The organism is Epilithonimonas hispanica (assembly GCF_003385395.1).
GTDB lineage: Bacteria > Bacteroidota > Bacteroidia > Flavobacteriales > Weeksellaceae > Epilithonimonas > Epilithonimonas hispanica.
In genome coordinates, this window is the sequence record NZ_QNUG01000012.1 from 87,634 (window position 1) to 109,135 (window position 21,502).

General features: G+C 34.7%; 22 protein-coding genes and 3 tRNA genes. 9 read left to right on the forward strand and 16 right to left on the reverse strand.

The window, feature by feature from the left end:
- Window positions 1-17 precede the first annotated feature (17 nt).
- From DRF58_RS07490 to DRF58_RS07505, 4 genes are all read left to right on the forward strand, one after another.
- The gene (locus tag DRF58_RS07490; RefSeq protein ID WP_116034294.1) at window positions 18-497 is read left to right on the forward strand and encodes an acyl-CoA thioesterase; all 480 of its coding nucleotides are present in this window, start codon (window positions 18-20) and stop codon (window positions 495-497) included.
- 2 nt (window positions 498-499) lie between these two features.
- Complete coding sequence (gene rfbD, locus DRF58_RS07495) at window positions 500-1,369, forward strand: dTDP-4-dehydrorhamnose reductase (RefSeq protein ID WP_116034296.1); 870 nt, start codon at window positions 500-502, stop codon at window positions 1,367-1,369.
- Complete coding sequence (locus tag DRF58_RS07500) at window positions 1,362-2,042, forward strand: hypothetical protein (protein WP_116034298.1); 681 nt, start codon at window positions 1,362-1,364, stop codon at window positions 2,040-2,042. The genes rfbD and DRF58_RS07500 overlap by 8 nt, the downstream gene beginning before the upstream one ends.
- 162 nt (window positions 2,043-2,204) lie before the next feature.
- A complete protein-coding gene (locus DRF58_RS07505; RefSeq protein WP_116034299.1) occupies window positions 2,205-3,575 on the forward strand; it encodes a tetratricopeptide repeat protein in 1,371 nt (456 codons plus the stop codon).
- Window positions 3,576-3,777: 202 nt separating this feature from the next.
- Here the strand turns inward: DRF58_RS07505 and DRF58_RS19000 are convergent, their stop codons facing one another.
- The 6 genes from DRF58_RS19000 to DRF58_RS07530 all read right to left on the reverse strand — a co-directional run bounded on the left by DRF58_RS19000 (window position 3,778) and on the right by DRF58_RS07530 (window position 8,092).
- Entirely contained in the window at window positions 3,778-4,095 is a 318-nt protein-coding gene (locus DRF58_RS19000; RefSeq protein ID WP_317124853.1) for an EamA family transporter, read from the reverse strand.
- Window positions 4,077-4,466 (reverse strand): DMT family transporter, encoded by a 390-nt coding sequence (locus DRF58_RS19005; protein WP_317124854.1) that lies wholly within the window; start codon window positions 4,464-4,466, stop codon window positions 4,077-4,079. The genes DRF58_RS19000 and DRF58_RS19005 overlap by 19 nt, the downstream gene beginning before the upstream one ends.
- Entirely contained in the window at window positions 4,463-5,110 is a 648-nt protein-coding gene (gene aat / locus DRF58_RS07515; protein WP_116034301.1) for a leucyl/phenylalanyl-tRNA--protein transferase, read from the reverse strand. The genes DRF58_RS19005 and aat overlap by 4 nt, the downstream gene beginning before the upstream one ends.
- A gap of 153 nt (window positions 5,111-5,263) precedes the next feature.
- Window positions 5,264-6,628 carry a formimidoylglutamate deiminase gene (hutF, locus tag DRF58_RS07520; RefSeq protein WP_116034329.1) on the reverse strand — a complete coding sequence of 455 codons (1,365 nt, stop codon included), beginning with the start codon at window positions 6,626-6,628 and terminating at the stop codon, window positions 5,264-5,266.
- A 191-nt stretch (window positions 6,629-6,819) separates the two neighbouring features.
- Complete coding sequence (locus tag DRF58_RS07525) at window positions 6,820-7,623, reverse strand: N-formylglutamate amidohydrolase (RefSeq protein WP_116034331.1); 804 nt, start codon at window positions 7,621-7,623, stop codon at window positions 6,820-6,822.
- Between the two features lie 85 nt (window positions 7,624-7,708).
- On the reverse strand, window positions 7,709-8,092 hold the full coding sequence (locus DRF58_RS07530; protein ID WP_116034332.1) for a DUF3127 domain-containing protein: 384 nt from the start codon (window positions 8,090-8,092) through the stop codon (window positions 7,709-7,711).
- Window positions 8,093-8,261: 169 nt separating this feature from the next.
- Between DRF58_RS07530 and DRF58_RS07535 the strand changes: the two genes are divergently transcribed.
- From DRF58_RS07535 to DRF58_RS07545, 3 genes are all read left to right on the forward strand, one after another.
- Window positions 8,262-8,343, forward strand: a tRNA-Leu gene (locus DRF58_RS07535).
- Between the two features lie 40 nt (window positions 8,344-8,383).
- A tRNA-Gly gene (locus tag DRF58_RS07540) sits at window positions 8,384-8,456 on the forward strand.
- A gap of 7 nt (window positions 8,457-8,463) precedes the next feature.
- Window positions 8,464-8,547: transfer RNA gene (locus tag DRF58_RS07545), tRNA-Leu, on the forward strand.
- Between the two features lie 288 nt (window positions 8,548-8,835).
- On the opposite strand, the gene DRF58_RS07550 is transcribed toward DRF58_RS07545, so the two are convergent.
- The 5 genes from DRF58_RS07550 to DRF58_RS07570 form a co-directional block, all read right to left on the reverse strand.
- Window positions 8,836-9,231 carry a hypothetical protein gene (locus DRF58_RS07550; protein ID WP_116034302.1) on the reverse strand — a complete coding sequence of 132 codons (396 nt, stop codon included), beginning with the start codon at window positions 9,229-9,231 and terminating at the stop codon, window positions 8,836-8,838.
- A complete protein-coding gene (locus DRF58_RS07555) occupies window positions 9,228-10,166 on the reverse strand; it encodes an RHS repeat-associated core domain-containing protein (RefSeq protein WP_116034304.1) in 939 nt (312 codons plus the stop codon). The genes DRF58_RS07550 and DRF58_RS07555 overlap by 4 nt, the downstream gene beginning before the upstream one ends.
- Window positions 10,167-10,722: 556 nt before the next feature.
- Window positions 10,723-11,661 carry a tyrosine-type recombinase/integrase gene (locus DRF58_RS07560; protein WP_116034306.1) on the reverse strand — a complete coding sequence of 313 codons (939 nt, stop codon included), beginning with the start codon at window positions 11,659-11,661 and terminating at the stop codon, window positions 10,723-10,725.
- 5 nt (window positions 11,662-11,666) lie between these two features.
- Complete coding sequence (locus DRF58_RS07565) at window positions 11,667-12,599, reverse strand: tyrosine-type recombinase/integrase (protein WP_116034307.1); 933 nt, start codon at window positions 12,597-12,599, stop codon at window positions 11,667-11,669.
- Entirely contained in the window at window positions 12,599-14,230 is a 1,632-nt protein-coding gene (locus tag DRF58_RS07570; RefSeq protein ID WP_116034309.1) for a hypothetical protein, read from the reverse strand. The genes DRF58_RS07565 and DRF58_RS07570 overlap by 1 nt, the downstream gene beginning before the upstream one ends.
- A gap of 140 nt (window positions 14,231-14,370) precedes the next feature.
- Here DRF58_RS07570 and DRF58_RS07575 point away from each other — a divergent pair, with 140 nt between their 5' ends.
- Window positions 14,371-14,700, forward strand: a complete 330-nt coding sequence (locus DRF58_RS07575) for a helix-turn-helix domain-containing protein (protein ID WP_116034310.1) — start codon at window positions 14,371-14,373, stop codon at window positions 14,698-14,700.
- Window positions 14,701-15,006: 306 nt separating this feature from the next.
- On the opposite strand, the gene DRF58_RS07580 is transcribed toward DRF58_RS07575, so the two are convergent.
- From DRF58_RS07580 to DRF58_RS07595, 4 genes are all read right to left on the reverse strand, one after another.
- Entirely contained in the window at window positions 15,007-15,945 is a 939-nt protein-coding gene (locus tag DRF58_RS07580) for a DUF3238 domain-containing protein (protein ID WP_116034311.1), read from the reverse strand.
- A gap of 556 nt (window positions 15,946-16,501) precedes the next feature.
- Window positions 16,502-17,440: a tyrosine-type recombinase/integrase gene (locus DRF58_RS07585; protein WP_116034306.1), complete on the reverse strand. Its 939-nt coding sequence runs from the start codon at window positions 17,438-17,440 to the stop codon at window positions 16,502-16,504.
- A gap of 5 nt (window positions 17,441-17,445) precedes the next feature.
- On the reverse strand, window positions 17,446-18,378 hold the full coding sequence (locus DRF58_RS07590) for a tyrosine-type recombinase/integrase (protein WP_116034307.1): 933 nt from the start codon (window positions 18,376-18,378) through the stop codon (window positions 17,446-17,448).
- Window positions 18,378-20,009 carry a hypothetical protein gene (locus DRF58_RS07595; RefSeq protein WP_116034309.1) on the reverse strand — a complete coding sequence of 544 codons (1,632 nt, stop codon included), beginning with the start codon at window positions 20,007-20,009 and terminating at the stop codon, window positions 18,378-18,380. The genes DRF58_RS07590 and DRF58_RS07595 overlap by 1 nt, the downstream gene beginning before the upstream one ends.
- 140 nt (window positions 20,010-20,149) lie before the next feature.
- Here DRF58_RS07595 and DRF58_RS07600 point away from each other — a divergent pair, with 140 nt between their 5' ends.
- On the forward strand, window positions 20,150-20,479 hold the full coding sequence (locus DRF58_RS07600) for a helix-turn-helix domain-containing protein (protein ID WP_116034310.1): 330 nt from the start codon (window positions 20,150-20,152) through the stop codon (window positions 20,477-20,479).
- A 306-nt stretch (window positions 20,480-20,785) separates the two neighbouring features.
- Here DRF58_RS07600 and DRF58_RS07605 read toward each other — a convergent pair.
- Window positions 20,786-21,502 (reverse strand): DUF3238 domain-containing protein (locus tag DRF58_RS07605; RefSeq protein WP_116034313.1); only part of this gene is annotated, 717 nt, incomplete at its 5' end.

Sequence of the window (21,502 nt, forward strand, 5' to 3'; positions counted from 1 at the left end):
TTTTCTATTTTTGTACTATGGAAAAAGAATTTTCATCTACAGTAAAAATCCGTTTTGCAGATTGCGACCCAATCGGACATCTCAACAATGTAAAATATCTGGAGTATATGCTCAATGCGAGAGAAGATCACGTGGAGCAGAATTACGGGTTTACCTATGAGCAATATACAAGAGAAACTGGCTGCACTTGGGTTACTATCCAAAATGAAATTGCTTACCTGAAAGAAGTGAGATATAATTCTACAGTTGAAATTACCAGTAAAACGATTGCTGTAAATAATATGACATCCGTTGTAGAATTATTAATGAGAGATGAAAATGGGATCGTTCATGCTGTTTTCTGGCTAACAGTGATTTACTTCAATATGAAAACCAGAAAAGCGGAGATGATGTCGGATGAAAGCTTAGAAGAATTCTCTAAGTTCTTGGTTGATATCGATCATAAAACATTCAAAGAAAGAGTCGCTTTTTTAAGAAGCCAAAATAAAATCAAATAATTATGGAAAGAATTTTAGTTGTTGGAGGAAATGGCCAATTAGGACATTGTCTTCAAAAATTAGCACCAAAATATCACAATCAATACGATTTCAATTTTACAGGATCAGATGTTCTTAATATTACAGATAAAGCTCAGATTGAGAAAGAATTTGAAGAATATCAGCCAGATTTTGTGATTAATGCATCAGCTTATACCGCTGTAGATTTAGCAGAAAAAGAGGAAGAGAAAGCTTTTGCTGTGAATGCTTATGGCGTTGCAAATTTGGCAGAAGTTTCAAAAGAACATAACGCTATTCTGATTCACGTTTCTACGGATTATGTTTTTGACGGAGAAACCAATCTTAGTTATTCCGAAGACGATTTTACAAATCCAATTGGCGTTTATGGAGCTTCAAAAAGAAAAGGTGAAGAACTAGCTTTGGAGCGTAATCCAGAAACGGTAATTCTTAGGACGTCTTGGTTGTATTCAGAATTTAATAAGAACTTCGTGAAAACGATGCTTCACTTGTTTAATATCAAAGACGAATTAGGAATTGTAGGCGATCAATATGGTCAACCAACCAATGCTAATGATTTGGCAGAAGCAATTATGGAAATCATCGAAGCTAAAAATAAGACTTTCGGAATCTACCATTTCTCCAACTATCCAGAAACAACTTGGTTTGATTTTGCGAGTAAAATAAAAGAATTTTCAGATTCTTCCGTTTTATTAAAGTCTATCACAACTGCAGAGTTTCCTACACCAGCAAAACGTCCAAAGAGAAGTACAATGTCTCTAGATAAAATCGAAAAAGATTATCAAATTGAACTGAAACATTGGGAAAATAGTCTGCAGGATTGTGTAGAAATTTTAAAATTAACGAATGCGTAAATTATTATTTTTAATCAGTGTTTTTTGTTTTCAATTCTTTTACCTTCAGGTTGTTACTCTTAATAAGGTAGAGAAAACCAATGAAAACAAAGACAAGTTTTTTTACAAGATTAATGAGCCTTCGAAATCAGAATTCTTAGGTGAAATTCTTGTGAATGCTTATTCTAATGATGATGTAACCATTTTTGGTGATGTTTATAAAAAAGCAAAACAAGTGGGTGCTAATTCATTTAATCTAAAACCGATTGAAAATATAGACGGAACGATTCAGAATTTCAATCCGTCTTATTACATTCTCAATTTATATTATACTAATATTGACGATATTCCGGCTGAAGAAAATGTTGCTTATTTGGTTTCATCTTCAGAAAAAAAACAGAAAATCAATATCAATAATAAAACTACAGAATTACAACCCAGAAGTTTCATTAAACTGAACTTAAGCGAAAGTGAAGTTATGTCAGTCTCAACCAGAAAATTATTAGGTTCTACGGTAAAATTGTCAGCAAAATCTGGACAACCATCTTTGTATCTTTCTTTGACAGATTTCAAAATTCGTAGTAACGATAGTATCTACGGAGGGGTCAACCTAAAATCGGGAGATATTACAGGATTGGAAAAATCGTTTGGTATGTTTTTGACTACAATCTATTCAGAACAAAAAAAGGATTAATGTTAATAAGTTGTCATACCTAAGATGCTTATTTTCATAATTAAATTGATTAATTTTATACAAGAAGATTTAAGAACCCGGCTAATTGTAATTTATTTACAGACCTCACATAAGGAAAAACCTAACTGAGCGGAGCTAAATCTCAAATCTAAATCACATATATTGGAAGAATTTTTTGAAAACGAACTTGCAAAAAAGTTCGAAGAAATGATAGAGAACAATGAGGAATTCTACTTCGATACCGAAGAATATATAGAAATCATTATTTACTACCTAGAGTTGGGAGATTACAGCTATGCAGAAATGGCAGTCAATCACGCTCTTAAAATACATCCTAATTCCCTTGAAATCAAAACTAAGCAATTGGAAGTTTTCTTGGAATTAGAACGCTATACAAAAGCTAAAGAATTGATTGATGATTTGCATCAATCTTCTTTGGAAGATACAGACTTTTTGGTTTGTTGTGCGAAATATTATTCCAATCTTGGAAACCCCAAAAAATCTATTGAGTACTGCCAAAAAGCATTGTTGTTAGAAGAGGAAGAAAATTTTCTTCATAATTTCATTGCTGATGAGTACGTGAATCTGGATGATCCATTCAATGCGTTGAAACATTATACTTCGGCGTTGGAGCACGATCCTTATGATGAGTATTCTTTGGAAAACGTAATGGTTTGCTACAGCAAACTGAATCGTTCTCAGGAAGCTTTGGATTTCCTTAATCAATACCTAGACAAGTTTTCTTTCTCGGAAACAGCTTGGTATGAGTACGGACAATTCCACTTCAACAAGAAAAATTATGAAGAAGCTATCAAAGGTTTTGATTATCTTTTAGCCATTAATTCCAGCGCTGTTGGGGTTTATGCTAATAAAGCGGCTTGTTACGAAGCAATGGGAGAATGGGACAAAGCAATCGCGGTTTATGAAGAAATGTTGGATTTGGAATACACCAAAGCTTTCACTTATTATAAAATCGGATTGTGTTATAAAGAAGCTAAAAAATTGGTTCCTGCACTCACGTCATTCCAAAAATCACTAAGAGAAGATCCTCAGTTTTATTTGGCAATGATGGAGCAGTCTTACCTCTATGAAGAGCTGGGAAACCCCAAAGAAGCACTTTATTTCGCACAAGAAGCAACAGCTCTTAACGAAGGGAATATAGAATATCATAAAAGATTGGCATTTCTTTACATCACTTGTGGAGAGTATGAGGAAAGCTTGACTTGTCTGAAAAAATTGATAGAATCCGAACCTACAAGATTTTACAATTGGTACGCTTATTCTGAAGTTTTGATGCTAATTGGTGAATATGAAGAAGCTATTACTATTTTGGAAAAAGCGTTGAAAGTTCATCCACGTGCAGAGTTATATTACCAATTGAGCAATTGTTATTTCCATTTGAAAAACGAAGCAGAAGGTATTTCAAAATTAGAGAAAGCTCTAGAACTGGATCCTTCGCTAAGTAAAGACATGCAGCTCAAATATCCGTTCATAAAAGAACAGGTCAAAAAAATAAAGACCAAAAAGAAATAAATACAAAAGCTCAGATTCGTCTGAGCTTTTTCATTTTTAGGAGCCGGGAACCTGCTGTCCGCTATTACTCCTCGCCCCCAAGCTTTATCCATCGCCTGCTGTGGGGTAGCCGCTACCATCAGGGCTATAGGTTTCAGCATTCAAAAAAGTTTTTTCTACATCAGCTCGTACCATAATTTGTTAGATCATTTGATTGTCAGACCTAAATTACTTTCGGTTTACTCCTCAAAAATATCAATCCAGCCAAGATAATCAATGCGCCAACAGATTGCTGAGTTGTCAGTTTTTCTCCATCCAAAATTCCCCATATGATTGCTACGATTGGCATCAATAAAGTAACTGTAGAAGCGAACAGTGGAGTAGAGATGCTCAATAACTTATAATTCATCATCATCGCTAATCCGGTTCCGAAAATGGATAATATTGCCACAAAACCCAATCCTTCCAGCGTACTTTGATTCAGACTAAAATCTTTGAAAAATCCAGAGAAAACCAAAGCAATCAAGGACGGTAAAAACAAATCAGTTGTCTTTTTGTTGTTGAGAATTTCCAAACCAAAGAACCGACGATAATCACAAAAATCGGCATCATAGAATTGATGATTCCTGCAATACTACTGCTGATTTCGGTCTCTGCCATTGGAAAAAGGAACATCGGGATGAAACTTCCTGTCAATGCCGCAATGATTAGCCAAATTGTATGTTGCTTTGGGAATTTTTTTATTTTAGAAATGGCGTAAGGCATCAGAACTATTCCCGAAATTAGGACACGCAATGCACCGACTTCATAAGGATTGAAGTGTTCCAGCGATTTTTTTATCAGTATAAATGATGAACCCCAAATGACAGACAACGCTATCAGAAGAACCCATTTTTGTTTTTCAGTATTCAAGACTTTTGTTGTTTTAATAGTTTTAAATAATCGATTTTCGGAATCATCTTTGCGCCAAGACTTTCTAGATGTTCAGAATGGATTTGGCAGTCAATCAACTCCCATTCGTTTTGATATTTTGTGGTGAAGTGGATAAATCCCGCTTTTGAAGCATTGGAAACTTTGGAAAACATACTTTCGCCACAGAAAATATTACCGACTTGGATTCCATAAAATCCTCCGACCAAATCTCCATTTTGCCAGACTTCAAAGCTTTTCGCTTTCCCAAATTGATGAAGTTTTACAAAAGAATCAATGAGTTCCTCATTTATCCAAGTTCCGTTTTGTCCTTTTCGTTCAGCCATTTTGCAGTGTCGAATCACTTCTTCGAAACATTGATTTTCCGTGAATTCAAAGATGTTATCTCTCAGGATTTTCTTCATCGATTTTGAGATTTTGATTTCATTCGGGAACATCACAAATCTCGGATCCGGACACCACCAAAGGATTTCCTCGCCTTCGTTATACCAAGGAAATAATCCCAATTGATAAGCGAACCAAAGTCTTTCCGGCTTCAAATCACCACCAATCGCGATCAATCCATCTTCCGGGTCATAAAGTTCTGGGTCGGGAAAAGAAATATCATCAGGGTCTAACCAAATCATTTTTAGGAATGAATTATTTTATTTGAATATAATTTTTTCAAAATTTTGCTGAGTGAAACGCCTTTGCGAATCTTAGAATAAGAGCAATTAATGAACAAAAAACATTGCGAACTTTGCGTTTAAATAAATCAGCACAATCTGCGAGAAAATTATTTATCTAATCTTAATTTCATTAATAGACTTCACAAAACCTCGTCGAACATTTTCATAATTCTCGTGTTTCCCATTTTTCACAACCCATTTTCCGGCAACCAAAGTTCCCGAAAGATGCGACGAATCCGATGAATAAACAATCGTATTACAAAGATTTTTGAGAGAAGAAGTCTCAATCAAAGGTGCTTTTGCATCCATCACAACCGCATCAAAACTTTCTCCGACTTTGAAAAAGTTTTCATTCTCAAATCCCATCGAATTTCGACCGGATTTCCAAGCTGTTTTCAATGCATTGAATCCACTATCACCAAGATTGGGTTTGAAAAAAGTATCTCGTCTGTGCGTATGGATTCTTTGACCATAATCTAACAAGCGCAAATCTTCCAAAGGATTCACACAAATCTGGCTGTCTGTCCCGATCGACCAGTTTCCTCCAAAATTCTGATAATCTTTGAATCGGAATCTTCCATCACCAAGATTTCCTTCTGTTGATGGGCAAAGTACGATGTTAGCACCCGATTTTGCAATGCCTTCCACTTCGTTATCTTTAAGATGTGTACAATGGATTAGGTTAAATTTCTCATTCACATTACAATTTTCCAAAAGCCATTCTGCAGGTCTTTTTCCGTAAAAATCCACACAATCTTTGATTTCCTTCAACTGTTCGGCAATATGAATATGAAACGGATAGTCCTTAGAAAGCAAAGAAGATTCTATCAAATCCTCTTTCTGAACCGCTCTCAAAGAATGCGAACCAACAGCAAGATTAGCCTTATCATAAAACTGAATCGATTGTTTAGATGCTTCCAATAATTGACAATAATCTTCAATCGTTTTCGAAATAAACCGTCTCTGCAAATCATAAGGTCTCGTTCCGAAATTCCCTTTCTGATAAAACATTGGAATCAATGTAATCCTGATTCCTGCTCTTTTCGCCGCAGAAACCAATCTTTCTCCTAATTCCGAGAGATTTTGATAAGGTTTCCCATCTTTATCGTGATGTACATAATGGAACTCAGCAACCGATGTATAACCATTTCTCAGCATTTCTGCGTACAACATCGCTGCAACATCTTCCATTTGTCCAGGCGAAAGTGACAGCGCAATTCCGTACATTGCATCGCGCCAGCTCCAGAAATCATCAGGAACTTCCGAACCTTCAAAATATTCTGCCAATCCGCACATTGCATACTGAAAAGCGTGCGAATGCGCATTCTGAAATCCCGGTAAAACATAACCGTCCACATATTCACCTTCGGGTTTTTCCACGGTTTTCAGTTCAGAGATATTTCCGGATTCGTCCAGCTTTACAAAAACATTTTCCAACCATCCGTTTTCGGTCAATAATCCTTTGAATGTGTACATCAGATATTTGTAAATTTTTATATAATATTTATTTGGGCAGCTATTTCCGCCTTCCGCTCTCAATCTTTTTTGCCGACGATTTACCTTTAAATAGAACTTTCGTTTAAGCAAAAAAGGATTTCCGCTCAAGTCGGGCTGCGAGTGATTCAACGTTTCAAAGAATCTGCAAAATCAGCTTAACCAGCGAGAATTTATATTTTATTTATAGTTTCAATAAGATTCACCAGTGTTTTCTTCAAAACCTTTTGAATTCGTTCGGCATTGCCTTCATCATAAACTGTTTCCGAAGAATCCATATAATTGGTCTTGCACATTTCCAATTGCAAAGCGTGAATGTTTTCATTCGGTTTTCCGAAATTTCTGGTAATATATCCACCTTTGAAAGGGTAGTTATGAGAAAATTCGTAACTATTGTTTTGTAGAGAATCGACTGCTGTTTTAATCAATTCAGGATGAGCAGAAGTCTCATCATTATCACCAAGAATCAAATCCGGAAAATCCTCCGAACGAATTCCTTGCACAGACTTCCTTATCGAATGTGCATCAAACAACAACGCTTTCCCAAATTCATTTTTAGTTTCATTTAAAAGTTCTGCCAGTTTTTCTTGATAAGGTTTGTGATATAATTCAACTCTTCTGGAAACTTCTTCTTGATTCGGAACATAATCATCATTATAGATTTTATTTCCATTGAAATCTGTAATTGCCACAACATCCGTAATTACTCTTCCGTCATTATAGAGCGGTTGGTTTTCAGGATTTCTGTTCAGGTCCACAACCCATCTGCTGTAATTCGTAACAATAATTGTAATTCCAAGTTCTGTTGCAAAAGCATAAAGCTTATCGATGAACCAGTCTGTGTCGTCCAATTGTTTTGAAACTTCAGGGTTCATCTTAGATATTATATCTTCAGGAATAAAAGTTCCTGCGTGCGGAACACTTATGATAACAGGGACTTTCGCAGCTGTTGGCTCAATGATTTTAAAGATTTCCATAATCATTTATATGACCTCGAATTTATAAAAAAATCCCTGCACAAATGAATGTACAGGGAAGTTTATTTTCAATTAAATTTTTTAATTAGAAAGGCAAATCATCATCTTCATCCTCAGCAAAAACATTCTTGTTTTCAGTTGCAGGAGTTCCGCCTTGACTTGGAGATGCTTGAGTTGGCTCATTGAAATCTGTAGAAGCATCTTTTTCCATTCTCCATCCTACAATAGAGTTGAAATATTTCACCTCACCTTGAGGACTTGTCCATTCTCTCCCTCTGATGTTGATATGAACTTTTACTTTATCACCAACTTTGTGAGCGTTTAATAAATCCACTTTATCTTGCGTGAATTCAATATTAATTGGTTGTGGATACTGTTCTTCAGTCAAAAGAACTAGTTCTTTTTTTTGAAATCCACTTGCAAATGTTTGTAAATCAGAAATTTTCTTTATCGTTCCTGTTAATTCCATATCTCGAAAATGTTTTAAGTTTGTAAAGGTAATAAAAGTATTGATTTTATTCAAAAAATCAGGCAATGAAAAAACTTTTAAAAAATATTGTTTTTAGTTTGGAGGATATCAAAAAGAGTTCTATATTTGCACTCACCAAAACGAAAGAAAAGAAGTTCTTAAAAATAATGCGGATGTGGTGTAATTGGTAGCCACGCCAGACTTAGGATCTGGTGCTTCACGGCGTGGGGGTTCGAGTCCCTTCATCCGCACAATTTAAAAAATTTCTAAGAAATTAGGAATTTTTTTTATGCGAAAATAGCTCAGCTGGTAGAGCACAACCTTGCCAAGGTTGGGGTCGCGGGTTCGAATCCCGTTTTTCGCTCACCTCTGCCCTGGTGGTGGAATTGGTAGACACGCAGGACTTAAAATCCTGTATCCGCAAGGATGTACGGGTTCAAGTCCCGTCTGGGGTACTTAAAAGCCTTGATAATCGTTTGATTGTCAAGGCTTTTTGTTTTTGTGTGCAATATATATGCAATGTAAATTGGACAACTAAAAGTTTATTATCAATTATAATTGTCATTTGCAGTACACTAAAAATTACATTTTAAGTGTACTCTGATATAAAATATGATCTGACTTTTGCTTTACTATCTTCTGATTGATATCTAATTTATTCAAGTAACTGCCTGCACAAAGATATTGTTGTCGGCTTCTACAACTTTTCAGTATAACGTTCAAAATTTCTCGTCCACGTTAATTTAATCAATCAGCCTTATGAGTTCACCTAGATATAACTTCTTATTAGAAATATATTTTGATGGCATATTGACAGTATATTCATTTTTCTTCTTCATTTCTCCCTTTTGCAATACGATAGCAGTGTTTTCAATTCCATCATACTCTTTTATAAAGTTAGACACAGGAAGATTATCTTTATCGACAACAAAGAGTGTATCATTAGTATTTATATCTTTAACAATATAAAAATTAGATTGATTTGGCTTTAAAGATGGATAGTAGGTCAATAATTCTACATCAATTCTCTCATGTGGTTCGGTTAAATATTCTATACTTATTTTCTTCTCGATTGTTGAGACATTTTTTGAACAAGAAAAAAAAGTTAAGAACATAATTAATATTATTATTCGTATCATTGTTTGGTTGGATCTATTTTTTTATTATTGAGTTTTTTATTTTTATATAAATTTTCCATTCTATTTAATTGACGAACAGTTATGCCACTTGGATCTTTGATTGTACCCTGTCTCATAAAATTACTTTTTGGCGTTTCAAACTCAGAAGAAAACCCAAATATAGAATTATCAGTAGCCATAGGGGGGTGTTGCAATCCTGCTGTATGCCCTATCTCGTGAGCCATTGTTTTACTATTCTTCCCACTAATCATACCGCTTACATATTTTTCATTTACAGATATTTCTTTCCCATTCATTGCTCTTCCAACGACATCCGTCTTACCATCTTTGTATACATCAAAATCCTTAGAATTTGAATCTTTTATTTCAATTAAAGTATCAGTACTCTTCAAATCCTCTTTATCATCTATTACCCTAATATTAATATTAGCTGAAACCGTTACGTTTGGGTTTGTTTCTAAATCATTAAAAAGGGATTCTGTCTGACTTTGTACAGATTTAGCAAAACCAGCCATATCAATTTTTTTATTTGAAGAACTATTTAAAACAGCTCCTGTAAATGTTATTTGATAGTTAGTAGTATTTGTTTTCTTATCATAGCTTTGCGTTATAACCCATTCTCGTCCATCAGGGTCAACATACATTATAGGATTGTTAGCTGTATAGGCATATGGAGACATTTCTGGATGTTTTTCTGCAAGTTCATCAATTTGCCACCAATGTGGAGCATCAGGAGAGTAAATTCTGGCTCCGAAATCATACATTCCCGTTTCTTGCAGTTCTTTACCGTTGTACTTGTAGTTTGTAGAACTTACACAAAATTTCGAGCCTCCTTTCGTTTTCGCTTGTCCCGATTTTTCAACATTAGGCAATCGTTTATATACCACTTTCAAAAGAGGCAAAAAATTTCCTGTGTTTATTCTCGGGCAACCCATATTTCAAAGATAAATTTTCTTTTTCATTTGGAAAAATAAAGTTCTGATTTTCAAAAAAATCTATTGTTAAAAACTGTTGTTGTCGCTGTTGTTGTAAAATGTTAAAATGTGGGTAAAATGGCGGTGGGATTCAGCTTCGGCTTTATCCACATTTTAATATTTTTCGTTGTATTTATCGGCTAAATTTCAATCGAAGAACTTTTCGAGCGATGGTGCATTTTTCCTTATTTCGGGTGGTTGTTGGTGTTGGCAAAAAAGTCTTTTTTCGGAGCTGGAAAGATTTGGGAAAGTTGATGGCTAAAAGCGTTGGAAGCAAAAGTGGTTTCCACGTTGCTACGGAAAGCATTTTACATAATCCCAAATTATAGGCAAAAATGGTGCTGGTTTGTGCGTAGCGAAGTGGAGAACAACGGTTTGCGTTGGCAATTTGCGTATAATTTTGATTATGTAATTTGCTGTGGCTTTAAAGTGTTGGAAAAGATTCGGATAAGCTTCGGCGGAAAATGTCTTTTTTATTCGGAGGGCGGGATATTTAATTCAAAATGCAAGCATTGGACTATTTCAACGGATGGAACTGATTAATTTCTGTCTGTAAATCTTCAATATCATTCACTAAATACAGTTCCGTTGCGTAAATGGCTTTGTGTCCTGCTCTGTATTGTACTTGTCTTAGATTGTATTTTTTCAGCCAGTTGATAATGACCGATGTTCTGATATGTTGGATATTGATTAGCTTCGTATTGATGGCTTTTAGTTCCTGTGTTAATCGTTTAAATATATTCAATGTCTCTTCGGGTTCTGATTTTAGTTTTCCTGATGGTGGCATACTTAAAAACAGTTGTTTTGTTTCGGGATTGCTCTGATATTTCAAAAGCTCTGCTCTTGTTTTATACTGGTATTCCATTAAATCCATTATCTGATGGGATTTAAGTTCTAATGTTCTGTCTTTTCCTATTCTTCCGCCTCTGATATTAATTGTGCCGTTTCGCAGGTCTAAATCTTCTAATAATATTCTTCCGACTTCTGCGGTTGTGATTCCCTGATAAACAAATAATCCTACAATGACCTTATTTCTTTCCCTGCTGATTCTATAATTATTGAACCAGTTGTGATGGCTTCTTTTATCGTCTGATTTCGGGATTTCGTAGTTCTGATAGATTTCCTGTAATTCCTGCATTGTAAGGCTTGGATATATCTTCTGTTTTTCTCCTCCTTTTAGTTTTATTCTTTTTGCGGGATTATCTGTTCTGATTCCTGTTTCTATCTGATATTCGAAGAACTGTTTTAATGCATACAGACGTATTTTCTTTGTTCCTTGTGATAGTCCTTTTTTCTGTAGATATTGCAGGTACAGCATTATTTCTTTCTCTGTACTGTTTTCAGCTTCAGTATTATCTTTATCCAAAAAACCGATAAATTCCATTACATAGAGATAATATGTTTCCGTAGTGGTTTTGGAGTGGTCTGTGTTTTTTAAATAGTTTTTAAAGTCCATTGTCTTTATACTTCTTCAATTAAATGGGTGTAAATTTCGGTAGTGTCTAAACAGGAGTGTCCTAAAAATTTCTGTACTTTCTGTATATCCATTCCTCCTGCCAAAAGATGTGTTGCAATACTGTGTCTAAGACTGTGCAAAGTGATATTCTTTTCTTTGAGCTTTATATTACTGCTCTGTGCTATTAATCTTTTCAATCGGTTTCCTAATGTACATCCCGCAATGGGTTTTCCTAAACTACTGATTAATAATCGGGATTCTGTTTTGTCTTTCAGTAAAATCATCCTGTATTCATACATCCAGATTTTCAAACATTCTTTTACCGCATTGTTGAAAGGGATTAATCTCTGCTTGTTTCCTTTTCCTTTTTTTACGTGTAGTATCTGTGTATCTAAATTGATGTCCTCTAAACATAATGTCCTTCCTTCACTATTTCTAAGTCCGCATCCGTAATAGATTGCCAGTAAAACCCTGTCCTGGTAATTGAGTGCTTCCTGCTTTGGTGTGATGCATTCCTGTTCATCTATGACTTTATAGAGTTCCTTTATTTCTCCTATGGTAAGGATTTCTCTTTTAAATTTTTCTATCTCCAATCTCCGGATATTGATTTCAGGCAGATTCTTTACGCCTTTGTGCCGTAAAAACTCGAAGAACTTTTCTAAGGCGAACAAATGTCCGTTGATATAATTACTGCTTAATGCTCCGCCTTCTCTTTCATTGGTTCTACTCAATAAATGACTGTGATAATTTTTTATGTGCTTGTGGTCAATGTTTGTCAGTTGCCTGACATTGTTCTGCTCCAAGAGATATAAAAACTCTCGGTTGTAATTAGGAAGATTGTAAACCGTTCCCTGTGCATAGCCCAATATATCCAGCCACTCTTCAAAAGCTTTTAATAAATGTTGATAACCTGCATTGTTTAAAGGAAGTTTTTTCATTATTCTGTTTTTTCGGTTGTCTTATCCTTTTTGATGTTTCGCTGTTTCGGTTCTTCTTTTTCCTTTTCTGCATTGGTTTCATCAGACACAGGTGTAGTAATGTTTCGGTCTGTTTCGGTGTTCCTGTTGCTTATCTGTAATAGTGCATTTTCCAGTATTTCGTTGATACTCATTTCCAGATTCTTATATTCGTTTTCATCAATTAATTGATAGTAATAGGTTTGGGTTTCCTTGTTCTGCATTTTCTTTATCAAGCCTATTTCCTGCCATTGGTTCAAATATCTTTGCGCTGTGGTTTTGGTAACTTTAAGAGCATAACGCAATTGCAGATTGGTAAAGGTCTGTCCTAAATTTTCTAAACTATTTTTAAATTTCTCCAACTGGTTTCTGCTGTTTCCTGTGAGTAAATCACTTTTCCGTATCAATACCTCTTTTAGTAATTCATTGGTATTTCTGATATCTTCTATCGTGGTCTCTATGTATTCTTCGCCTGTTTCTTCATCTACTTTTCTTTCTCTCTGGTATTGGCTGTAATAGGTGACTACTTCTATAAATTGCAGATAGTGGGCGTTGGTTCTTCTTGGTTTTAGTATCTCTTTCGGGAGCTGTAGATATTCTGCATAGGGATTCACGACTTTTATATTCTCCAATAGTCTTTGGCTGTTCTGTAATATTCTTATCGCATTTTGTTTGCTGATTGTATCTATTTTCCCTGCCGATAGTTTTCTTTGATATGCCATTATTTTCTCATCCTGTTCAGGAGTTTCATCCAAGTAGAGTAAAAAACTTCTGTTGGCGTTATCTTCATAGATACTTTCCTGTGTCGTACATCCTGCAACGCATACAGGTCCTTCCACCGTAATATGTACACTTTTGGTTTCTCCTTTGGTATTTTTAAATGCAATAGTTTTACTTATTTTCTTTTTGGATTGTAATTCTCTTAACGGATAAAGTGCCTGTAGAACACCGTCTAAATCTTCTATCAGGATTAATTTATTTTTGAGTTCCTGCTGACCGAAGTAATAAAAGGCATTTTCTGATAGTGTCGTAATTTCTATTTTTTCTTCTTCAGGGATTAGGTTTCCGATGGATTCCTGCAAATGGGTTTTCCCTGTTCCGCTACTTCCTAAACTTACCACGTGCAAAGGTTGGTTTCTCTTTCTACTACAGAAGATTAAAAACATTATTAATCTGTTCACTTCTTCGCCTATCATTCCGCTTTGTCCTATCAGTTCATTTGTCCGTTCTAAAAGGTTTTCGGATTCCAAGAGTTCTAAAGATTCTTTTCTTTCGTCTTCTGTAAGCGGTTTTATTTCCTTTTCTGTATGCTGGTTTTCTAACTGTTCCAGACGGTATTTTTCCAGTTCTTCTATCAGTTCATTAATACACGCTTCTATTACAGAATGTCCGATTTCTAATTTTACTGCTGTTTTTCTGATCAACTTTTCTACCTGCGTATCGTTGTATAAATCCAGATTGTGCCGTACTGCAATAAGGGGAGTTTCGGGATTATGGATTTTTAAGGTTACTCTTAATCGGTCTAAGCCTTCTAAACGGATTCCGCCCAAGACAGAGATATGCAGTATTTTATTTTCGTAAATAAGCTGGTTGGGATTGTCATTTGTGAACATAGGAAAATTATTTTTATAGAACTTTTAAGTTTCAAAAATAACTAATCCATTTTAAACAACAAAATTTTTTGTATTTGTTTAATACTTTTTCATTCTTTATTTTTGTTTCATTATTGGTTTAATCGTATTAATTAGAACTTATGAGTTTCGGCAAACGTTTATCGGAGATAAGAAAAAGTAAAGGTCTTTCGCAGGAAGATCTGGCTAATCATTTAGGAACTAAATCGCCTGTTGTCGGAAGATACGAACGTGACGAGATGAAGCCCTCCATTGATACGGCTAATAAACTGGCTTCTTTTCTGGAAGTGTCCTTGGATTATCTTACAGGCAATGCGGATGTATTGCTCGATATGCAGACGATGGATAGGATTCTTGAAGTTCAGGCTCTTCCCGATGATATTAAAGACAAACTTTTCTATTTCATTGATATGACTATCCGAGATTATAAAGCTAAAAAAGCGTATTCGTAATTTGCTATATAACAAAAAAGACAGAGATTTATCTCTGCCCTTTGGTAAATTATTTATTTGATTTCTTTAAAGAAACAATAAGAGTAAAAATATAAGGATAGATATTAAACCTATCACTCCTTGTATTTTCCAAGATAAATTTTTTGCAAGAAAAGATATTATTATTAATAATACTCCTAATACGCAAATTAGAATGAAAAAATAAGTTGGCCAAGATTTCTCTAACACCATATTTATGTGTAAAACCATTCCTACTACAAAGTAGAATAATCCTAAAACTTTTAATATTAAATTCTTCTTCATAATTTATTTGAATTTTTTTTCATCCGTTGGATTCATAAATGCACTATTACCTGCTTTATCTACGGTTTTCTCCATTGGTGGGAATAAAGCTGTTGGACTATCTCCTGTTACAGTAGGACTACTGCCATAAATCAAATATGAGTTATTTGTCTTTTCGTCTGTAATAAAAAATTCATACGCAGGAAAACCATCTGTTTTTCCTTCAATATTGTAATTAAAAGAACCGTTTTCTTGTTGAGTTAGAGTAACATTTACATCGTAATTTATAGAAGGAGCTCCACTAACTAATTTATTAGATGCATCAACTTCCATATGGATTGTTGTTGAGCCGTCTTTCATCGTTCCAGAAGTATATGTTGGAGTTGGACCAGCTTTTTCAGAAGCAGAGTGTTCTATTGCTTTTCCATTTTTATCAAAACCAGTAGAACCACTTGCTTTATTACTTAGTGTAGTAACTTTATTATTGTCAAAATCAATCCTTACTTTTTGCTCAGTTCTATATGAGGTTGCATTTACATTATAAGAATTTCTATTATCACCCGCAAAAGATTTAGTGTCTGTAAAAGGTTTTGGATTAGAAAGAGTTTTTTGTGGTATGAAAGCACGTCCTGTAACAATATAAGGTTCTAAACCTTCTAACTCTCTTGCGTCAATAACTCTGTTACCGCTAAAAGCATAAGGAGTCCAAGTCGGATATTTTTCAGCTAAGGGATCTATGTTGAAAAACCTGCCGACATCAGGCATATAATTTCGCCATTTGAAGGAGTAGAAGCCTGTTTCCTGCAGTTCCTGTGACTGATACTTGTAGTTTGTAGAACTTACACAAAATTTCGAGCCTCCTTTCGTTTTCGCTTGTCCCGATTTTTCAACATTAGGCAATCGTTTATATACCACTTTCAAAAGAGGCAAAAAATTTCCTGTGTTTATTCTCGGGCAACCCATATTTCAAAGATAAATTTTCTTTTTCATTTGGAAAAATAAAGTTCTGATTTTCAAAAAAATCTATTGTTAAAAACTGTTGTTGTCGCTGTTGTTGTAAAATGTTAAAATGTGGGTAAAATGGCGGTGGGATTCAGCTTCGGCTTTATCCACATTTTAATATTTTTCGTTGTATTTATCGGCTAAATTTCAATCGAAGAACTTTTCGAGCGATGGTGCATTTTTCCTTATTTCGGGTGGTTGTTGGTGTTGGCAAAAAAGTCTTTTTTCGGAGCTGGAAAGATTTGGGAAAGTTGATGGCTAAAAGCGTTGGAAGCAAAAGTGGTTTCCACGTTGCTACGGAAAGCATTTTACATAATCCCAAATTATAGGCAAAAATGGTGCTGGTTTGTGCGTAGCGAAGTGGAGAACAACGGTTTGCGTTGGCAATTTGCGTATAATTTTGATTATGTAATTTGCTGTGGCTTTAAAGTGTTGGAAAAGATTCGGACAAGCTTCGGCGGAAAATGTCTTTTTTATTCGGAGGGCGGGATATTTAATTCAAAATGCAAGCATTGGACTATTTCAACGGATGGAACTGATTAATTTCTGTCTGTAAATCTTCAATATCATTCACTAAATACAGTTCCGTTGCGTAAATGGCTTTGTGTCCTGCTCTGTATTGTACTTGTCTTAGATTGTATTTTTTCAGCCAGTTGATAATGACCGATGTTCTGATATGTTGGATATTGATTAGCTTCGTATTGATGGCTTTTAGTTCCTGTGTTAATCGTTTAAATATATTCAATGTCTCTTCGGGTTCTGATTTTAGTTTTCCTGATGGTGGCATACTTAAAAACAGTTGTTTTGTTTCGGGATTGCTCTGATATTTCAAAAGCTCTGCTCTTGTTTTATACTGGTATTCCATTAAATCCATTATCTGATGGGATTTAAGTTCTAATGTTCTGTCTTTTCCTATTCTTCCGCCTCTGATATTAATTGTGCCGTTTCGCAGGTCTAAATCTTCTAATAATATTCTTCCGACTTCTGCGGTTGTGATTCCCTGATAAACAAATAATCCTACAATGACCTTATTTCTTTCCCTGCTGATTCTATAATTATTGAACCAGTTGTGATGGCTTCTTTTATCGTCTGATTTCGGGATTTCGTAGTTCTGATAGATTTCCTGTAATTCCTGCATTGTAAGGCTTGGATATATCTTCTGTTTTTCTCCTCCTTTTAGTTTTATTCTTTTTGCGGGATTATCTGTTCTGATTCCTGTTTCTATCTGATATTCGAAGAACTGTTTTAATGCATACAGACGTATTTTCTTTGTTCCTTGTGATAGTCCTTTTTTCTGTAGATATTGCAGGTACAGCATTATTTCTTTCTCTGTACTGTTTTCAGCTTCAGTATTATCTTTATCCAAAAAACCGATAAATTCCATTACATAGAGATAATATGTTTCCGTAGTGGTTTTGGAGTGGTCTGTGTTTTTTAAATAGTTTTTAAAGTCCATTGTCTTTATACTTCTTCAATTAAATGGGTGTAAATTTCGGTAGTGTCTAAACAGGAGTGTCCTAAAAATTTCTGTACTTTCTGTATATCCATTCCTCCTGCCAAAAGATGTGTTGCAATACTGTGTCTAAGACTGTGCAAAGTGATATTCTTTTCTTTGAGCTTTATATTACTGCTCTGTGCTATTAATCTTTTCAATCGGTTTCCTAATGTACATCCCGCAATGGGTTTTCCTAAACTACTGATTAATAATCGGGATTCTGTTTTGTCTTTCAGTAAAATCATCCTGTATTCATACATCCAGATTTTCAAACATTCTTTTACCGCATTGTTGAAAGGGATTAATCTCTGCTTGTTTCCTTTTCCTTTTTTTACGTGTAGTATCTGTGTATCTAAATTGATGTCCTCTAAACATAATGTCCTTCCTTCACTATTTCTAAGTCCGCATCCGTAATAGATTGCCAGTAAAACCCTGTCCTGGTAATTGAGTGCTTCCTGCTTTGGTGTGATGCATTCCTGTTCATCTATGACTTTATAGAGTTCCTTTATTTCTCCTATGGTAAGGATTTCTCTTTTAAATTTTTCTATCTCCAATCTCCGGATATTGATTTCAGGCAGATTCTTTACGCCTTTGTGCCGTAAAAACTCGAAGAACTTTTCTAAGGCGAACAAATGTCCGTTGATATAATTACTGCTTAATGCTCCGCCTTCTCTTTCATTGGTTCTACTCAATAAATGACTGTGATAATTTTTTATGTGCTTGTGGTCAATGTTTGTCAGTTGCCTGACATTGTTCTGCTCCAAGAGATATAAAAACTCTCGGTTGTAATTAGGAAGATTGTAAACCGTTCCCTGTGCATAGCCCAATATATCCAGCCACTCTTCAAAAGCTTTTAATAAATGTTGATAACCTGCATTGTTTAAAGGAAGTTTTTTCATTATTCTGTTTTTTCGGTTGTCTTATCCTTTTTGATGTTTCGCTGTTTCGGTTCTTCTTTTTCCTTTTCTGCATTGGTTTCATCAGACACAGGTGTAGTAATGTTTCGGTCTGTTTCGGTGTTCCTGTTGCTTATCTGTAATAGTGCATTTTCCAGTATTTCGTTGATACTCATTTCCAGATTCTTATATTCGTTTTCATCAATTAATTGATAGTAATAGGTTTGGGTTTCCTTGTTCTGCATTTTCTTTATCAAGCCTATTTCCTGCCATTGGTTCAAATATCTTTGCGCTGTGGTTTTGGTAACTTTAAGAGCATAACGCAATTGCAGATTGGTAAAGGTCTGTCCTAAATTTTCTAAACTATTTTTAAATTTCTCCAACTGGTTTCTGCTGTTTCCTGTGAGTAAATCACTTTTCCGTATCAATACCTCTTTTAGTAATTCATTGGTATTTCTGATATCTTCTATCGTGGTCTCTATGTATTCTTCGCCTGTTTCTTCATCTACTTTTCTTTCTCTCTGGTATTGGCTGTAATAGGTGACTACTTCTATAAATTGCAGATAGTGGGCGTTGGTTCTTCTTGGTTTTAGTATCTCTTTCGGGAGCTGTAGATATTCTGCATAGGGATTCACGACTTTTATATTCTCCAATAGTCTTTGGCTGTTCTGTAATATTCTTATCGCATTTTGTTTGCTGATTGTATCTATTTTCCCTGCCGATAGTTTTCTTTGATATGCCATTATTTTCTCATCCTGTTCAGGAGTTTCATCCAAGTAGAGTAAAAAACTTCTGTTGGCGTTATCTTCATAGATACTTTCCTGTGTCGTACATCCTGCAACGCATACAGGTCCTTCCACCGTAATATGTACACTTTTGGTTTCTCCTTTGGTATTTTTAAATGCAATAGTTTTACTTATTTTCTTTTTGGATTGTAATTCTCTTAACGGATAAAGTGCCTGTAGAACACCGTCTAAATCTTCTATCAGGATTAATTTATTTTTGAGTTCCTGCTGACCGAAGTAATAAAAGGCATTTTCTGATAGTGTCGTAATTTCTATTTTTTCTTCTTCAGGGATTAGGTTTCCGATGGATTCCTGCAAATGGGTTTTCCCTGTTCCGCTACTTCCTAAACTTACCACGTGCAAAGGTTGGTTTCTCTTTCTACTACAGAAGATTAAAAACATTATTAATCTGTTCACTTCTTCGCCTATCATTCCGCTTTGTCCTATCAGTTCATTTGTCCGTTCTAAAAGGTTTTCGGATTCCAAGAGTTCTAAAGATTCTTTTCTTTCGTCTTCTGTAAGCGGTTTTATTTCCTTTTCTGTATGCTGGTTTTCTAACTGTTCCAGACGGTATTTTTCCAGTTCTTCTATCAGTTCATTAATACACGCTTCTATTACAGAATGTCCGATTTCTAATTTTACTGCTGTTTTTCTGATCAACTTTTCTACCTGCGTATCGTTGTATAAATCCAGATTGTGCCGTACTGCAATAAGGGGAGTTTCGGGATTATGGATTTTTAAGGTTACTCTTAATCGGTCTAAGCCTTCTAAACGGATTCCGCCCAAGACAGAGATATGCAGTATTTTATTTTCGTAAATAAGCTGGTTGGGATTGTCATTTGTGAACATAGGAAAATTATTTTTATAGAACTTTTAAGTTTCAAAAATAACTAATCCATTTTAAACAACAAAATTTTTTGTATTTGTTTAATACTTTTTCATTCTTTATTTTTGTTTCATTATTGGTTTAATCGTATTAATTAGAACTTATGAGTTTCGGCAAACGTTTATCGGAGATAAGAAAAAGTAAAGGTCTTTCGCAGGAAGATCTGGCTAATCATTTAGGAACTAAATCGCCTGTTGTCGGAAGATACGAACGTGACGAGATGAAGCCCTCCATTGATACGGCTAATAAACTGGCTTCTTTTCTGGAAGTGTCCTTGGATTATCTTACAGGCAATGCGGATGTATTGCTCGATATGCAGACGATGGATAGGATTCTTGAAGTTCAGGCTCTTCCCGATGATATTAAAGACAAACTTTTCTATTTCATTGATATGACTATCCGAGATTATAAAGCTAAAAAAGCGTATTCGTAATTTGCTATATAACAAAAAAGACAGAGATTTATCTCTGCCCTTTGGTAAATTATTTATTTGATTTCTTTAAAGAAACAATAAGAGTAAAAATATAAGGATAGATATTAAACCTATCACTCCTTGTATTTTCCAAGATAAATTTTTTGCAAGAAAAGATATTATTATTAATAATACTCCTAATACGCAAATTAGAATGAAAAAATAAGTTGGCCAAGATTTCTCTAACACCATATTTATGTGTAAAACCATTCCTACTACAAAGTAGAATAATCCTAAAACTTTTAATATTAAATTCTTCTTCATAATTTATTTGAATTTTTTTTCATCCGTTGGATTCATAAATGCACTATTACCTGCTTTATCTACGGTTTTCTCCATTGGTGGGAATAAAGCTGTTGGACTATCTCCTGTTACAGTAGGACTACTGCCATAAATCAAATATGAGTTATTTGTCTTTTCGTCTGTAATAAAAAATTCATACGCAGGAAAACCATCTGTTTTTCCTTCAATATTGTAATTAAAAGAACCGTTTTCTTGTTGAGTTAGAGTAACATTTACATCGTAATTTATAGAAGGAGCTCCACTAACTAATTTATTAGATGCATCAACTTCCATATGGATTGTTGTTGAGCCGTCTTTCATCGTTCCAGAAGTATATGTTGGAGTTGGACCAGCTTTTTCAGAAGCAGAGTGTTCTATTGCTTTTCCATTTTTATCAAAACCAGTAGAACCACTTGCTTTATTACTTAGTGTAGTAACTTTATTATTGTCAAAATCAATCCTTACTTTTTGCTCAGTTCTATATGAGGTTGCATTTACATTATAAGAATTTCTATTATCACCCGCAAAAGATTTAGTGTCTGTAAAAGGTTTTGGATTAGAAAGAGTTTTTTGTGGTATGAAAGCACGTCCTGTAACAATATAAGGTTCTAAACCTTCTAACTCTCTTGCGTCAATAACTCTGTTACCGCTAAAAGCATAAGGAGTCCAAGTCGGATATTTTTCAGCTAAGGGATCTATGTT

What these genes read in the sequence shown, in the direction of transcription:
- DRF58_RS07550 (WP_116034302.1), bottom strand. Translation starts at nt 9,231, where the DNA reads ATGATACGAATAATAATATTAATTATGTTCTTAACTTTTTTTTCTTGT.
- DRF58_RS07560 (WP_116034306.1), bottom strand. Translation starts at nt 11,661, where the DNA reads ATGGACTTTAAAAACTATTTAAAAAACACAGACCACTCCAAAACCACT.
- DRF58_RS07565 (WP_116034307.1), bottom strand. Translation starts at nt 12,599, where the DNA reads ATGAAAAAACTTCCTTTAAACAATGCAGGTTATCAACATTTATTAAAA.
- DRF58_RS07575 (WP_116034310.1), top strand. Translation starts at nt 14,371, where the DNA reads ATGAGTTTCGGCAAACGTTTATCGGAGATAAGAAAAAGTAAAGGTCTT.
- DRF58_RS07585 (WP_116034306.1), bottom strand. Translation starts at nt 17,440, where the DNA reads ATGGACTTTAAAAACTATTTAAAAAACACAGACCACTCCAAAACCACT.
- hutF (WP_116034329.1), bottom strand. Translation starts at nt 6,628, where the DNA reads ATGTACACATTCAAAGGATTATTGACCGAAAACGGATGGTTGGAAAAT.
- DRF58_RS07595 (WP_116034309.1), bottom strand. Translation starts at nt 20,009, where the DNA reads ATGTTCACAAATGACAATCCCAACCAGCTTATTTACGAAAATAAAATA.
- DRF58_RS07590 (WP_116034307.1), bottom strand. Translation starts at nt 18,378, where the DNA reads ATGAAAAAACTTCCTTTAAACAATGCAGGTTATCAACATTTATTAAAA.
- DRF58_RS07570 (WP_116034309.1), bottom strand. Translation starts at nt 14,230, where the DNA reads ATGTTCACAAATGACAATCCCAACCAGCTTATTTACGAAAATAAAATA.
- aat (WP_116034301.1), bottom strand. Translation starts at nt 5,110, where the DNA reads ATGATTTGGTTAGACCCTGATGATATTTCTTTTCCCGACCCAGAACTT.
- rfbD (WP_116034296.1), top strand. Translation starts at nt 500, where the DNA reads ATGGAAAGAATTTTAGTTGTTGGAGGAAATGGCCAATTAGGACATTGT.
- DRF58_RS07525 (WP_116034331.1), bottom strand. Translation starts at nt 7,623, where the DNA reads ATGGAAATCTTTAAAATCATTGAGCCAACAGCTGCGAAAGTCCCTGTT.
- DRF58_RS07490 (WP_116034294.1), top strand. Translation starts at nt 18, where the DNA reads ATGGAAAAAGAATTTTCATCTACAGTAAAAATCCGTTTTGCAGATTGC.
- DRF58_RS07555 (WP_116034304.1), bottom strand. Translation starts at nt 10,166, where the DNA reads ATGGGTTGCCCGAGAATAAACACAGGAAATTTTTTGCCTCTTTTGAAA.
- DRF58_RS07500 (WP_116034298.1), top strand. Translation starts at nt 1,362, where the DNA reads ATGCGTAAATTATTATTTTTAATCAGTGTTTTTTGTTTTCAATTCTTT.
- DRF58_RS07530 (WP_116034332.1), bottom strand. Translation starts at nt 8,092, where the DNA reads ATGGAATTAACAGGAACGATAAAGAAAATTTCTGATTTACAAACATTT.
- DRF58_RS07580 (WP_116034311.1), bottom strand. Translation starts at nt 15,945, where the DNA reads ATGGGTTGCCCGAGAATAAACACAGGAAATTTTTTGCCTCTTTTGAAA.
- DRF58_RS07600 (WP_116034310.1), top strand. Translation starts at nt 20,150, where the DNA reads ATGAGTTTCGGCAAACGTTTATCGGAGATAAGAAAAAGTAAAGGTCTT.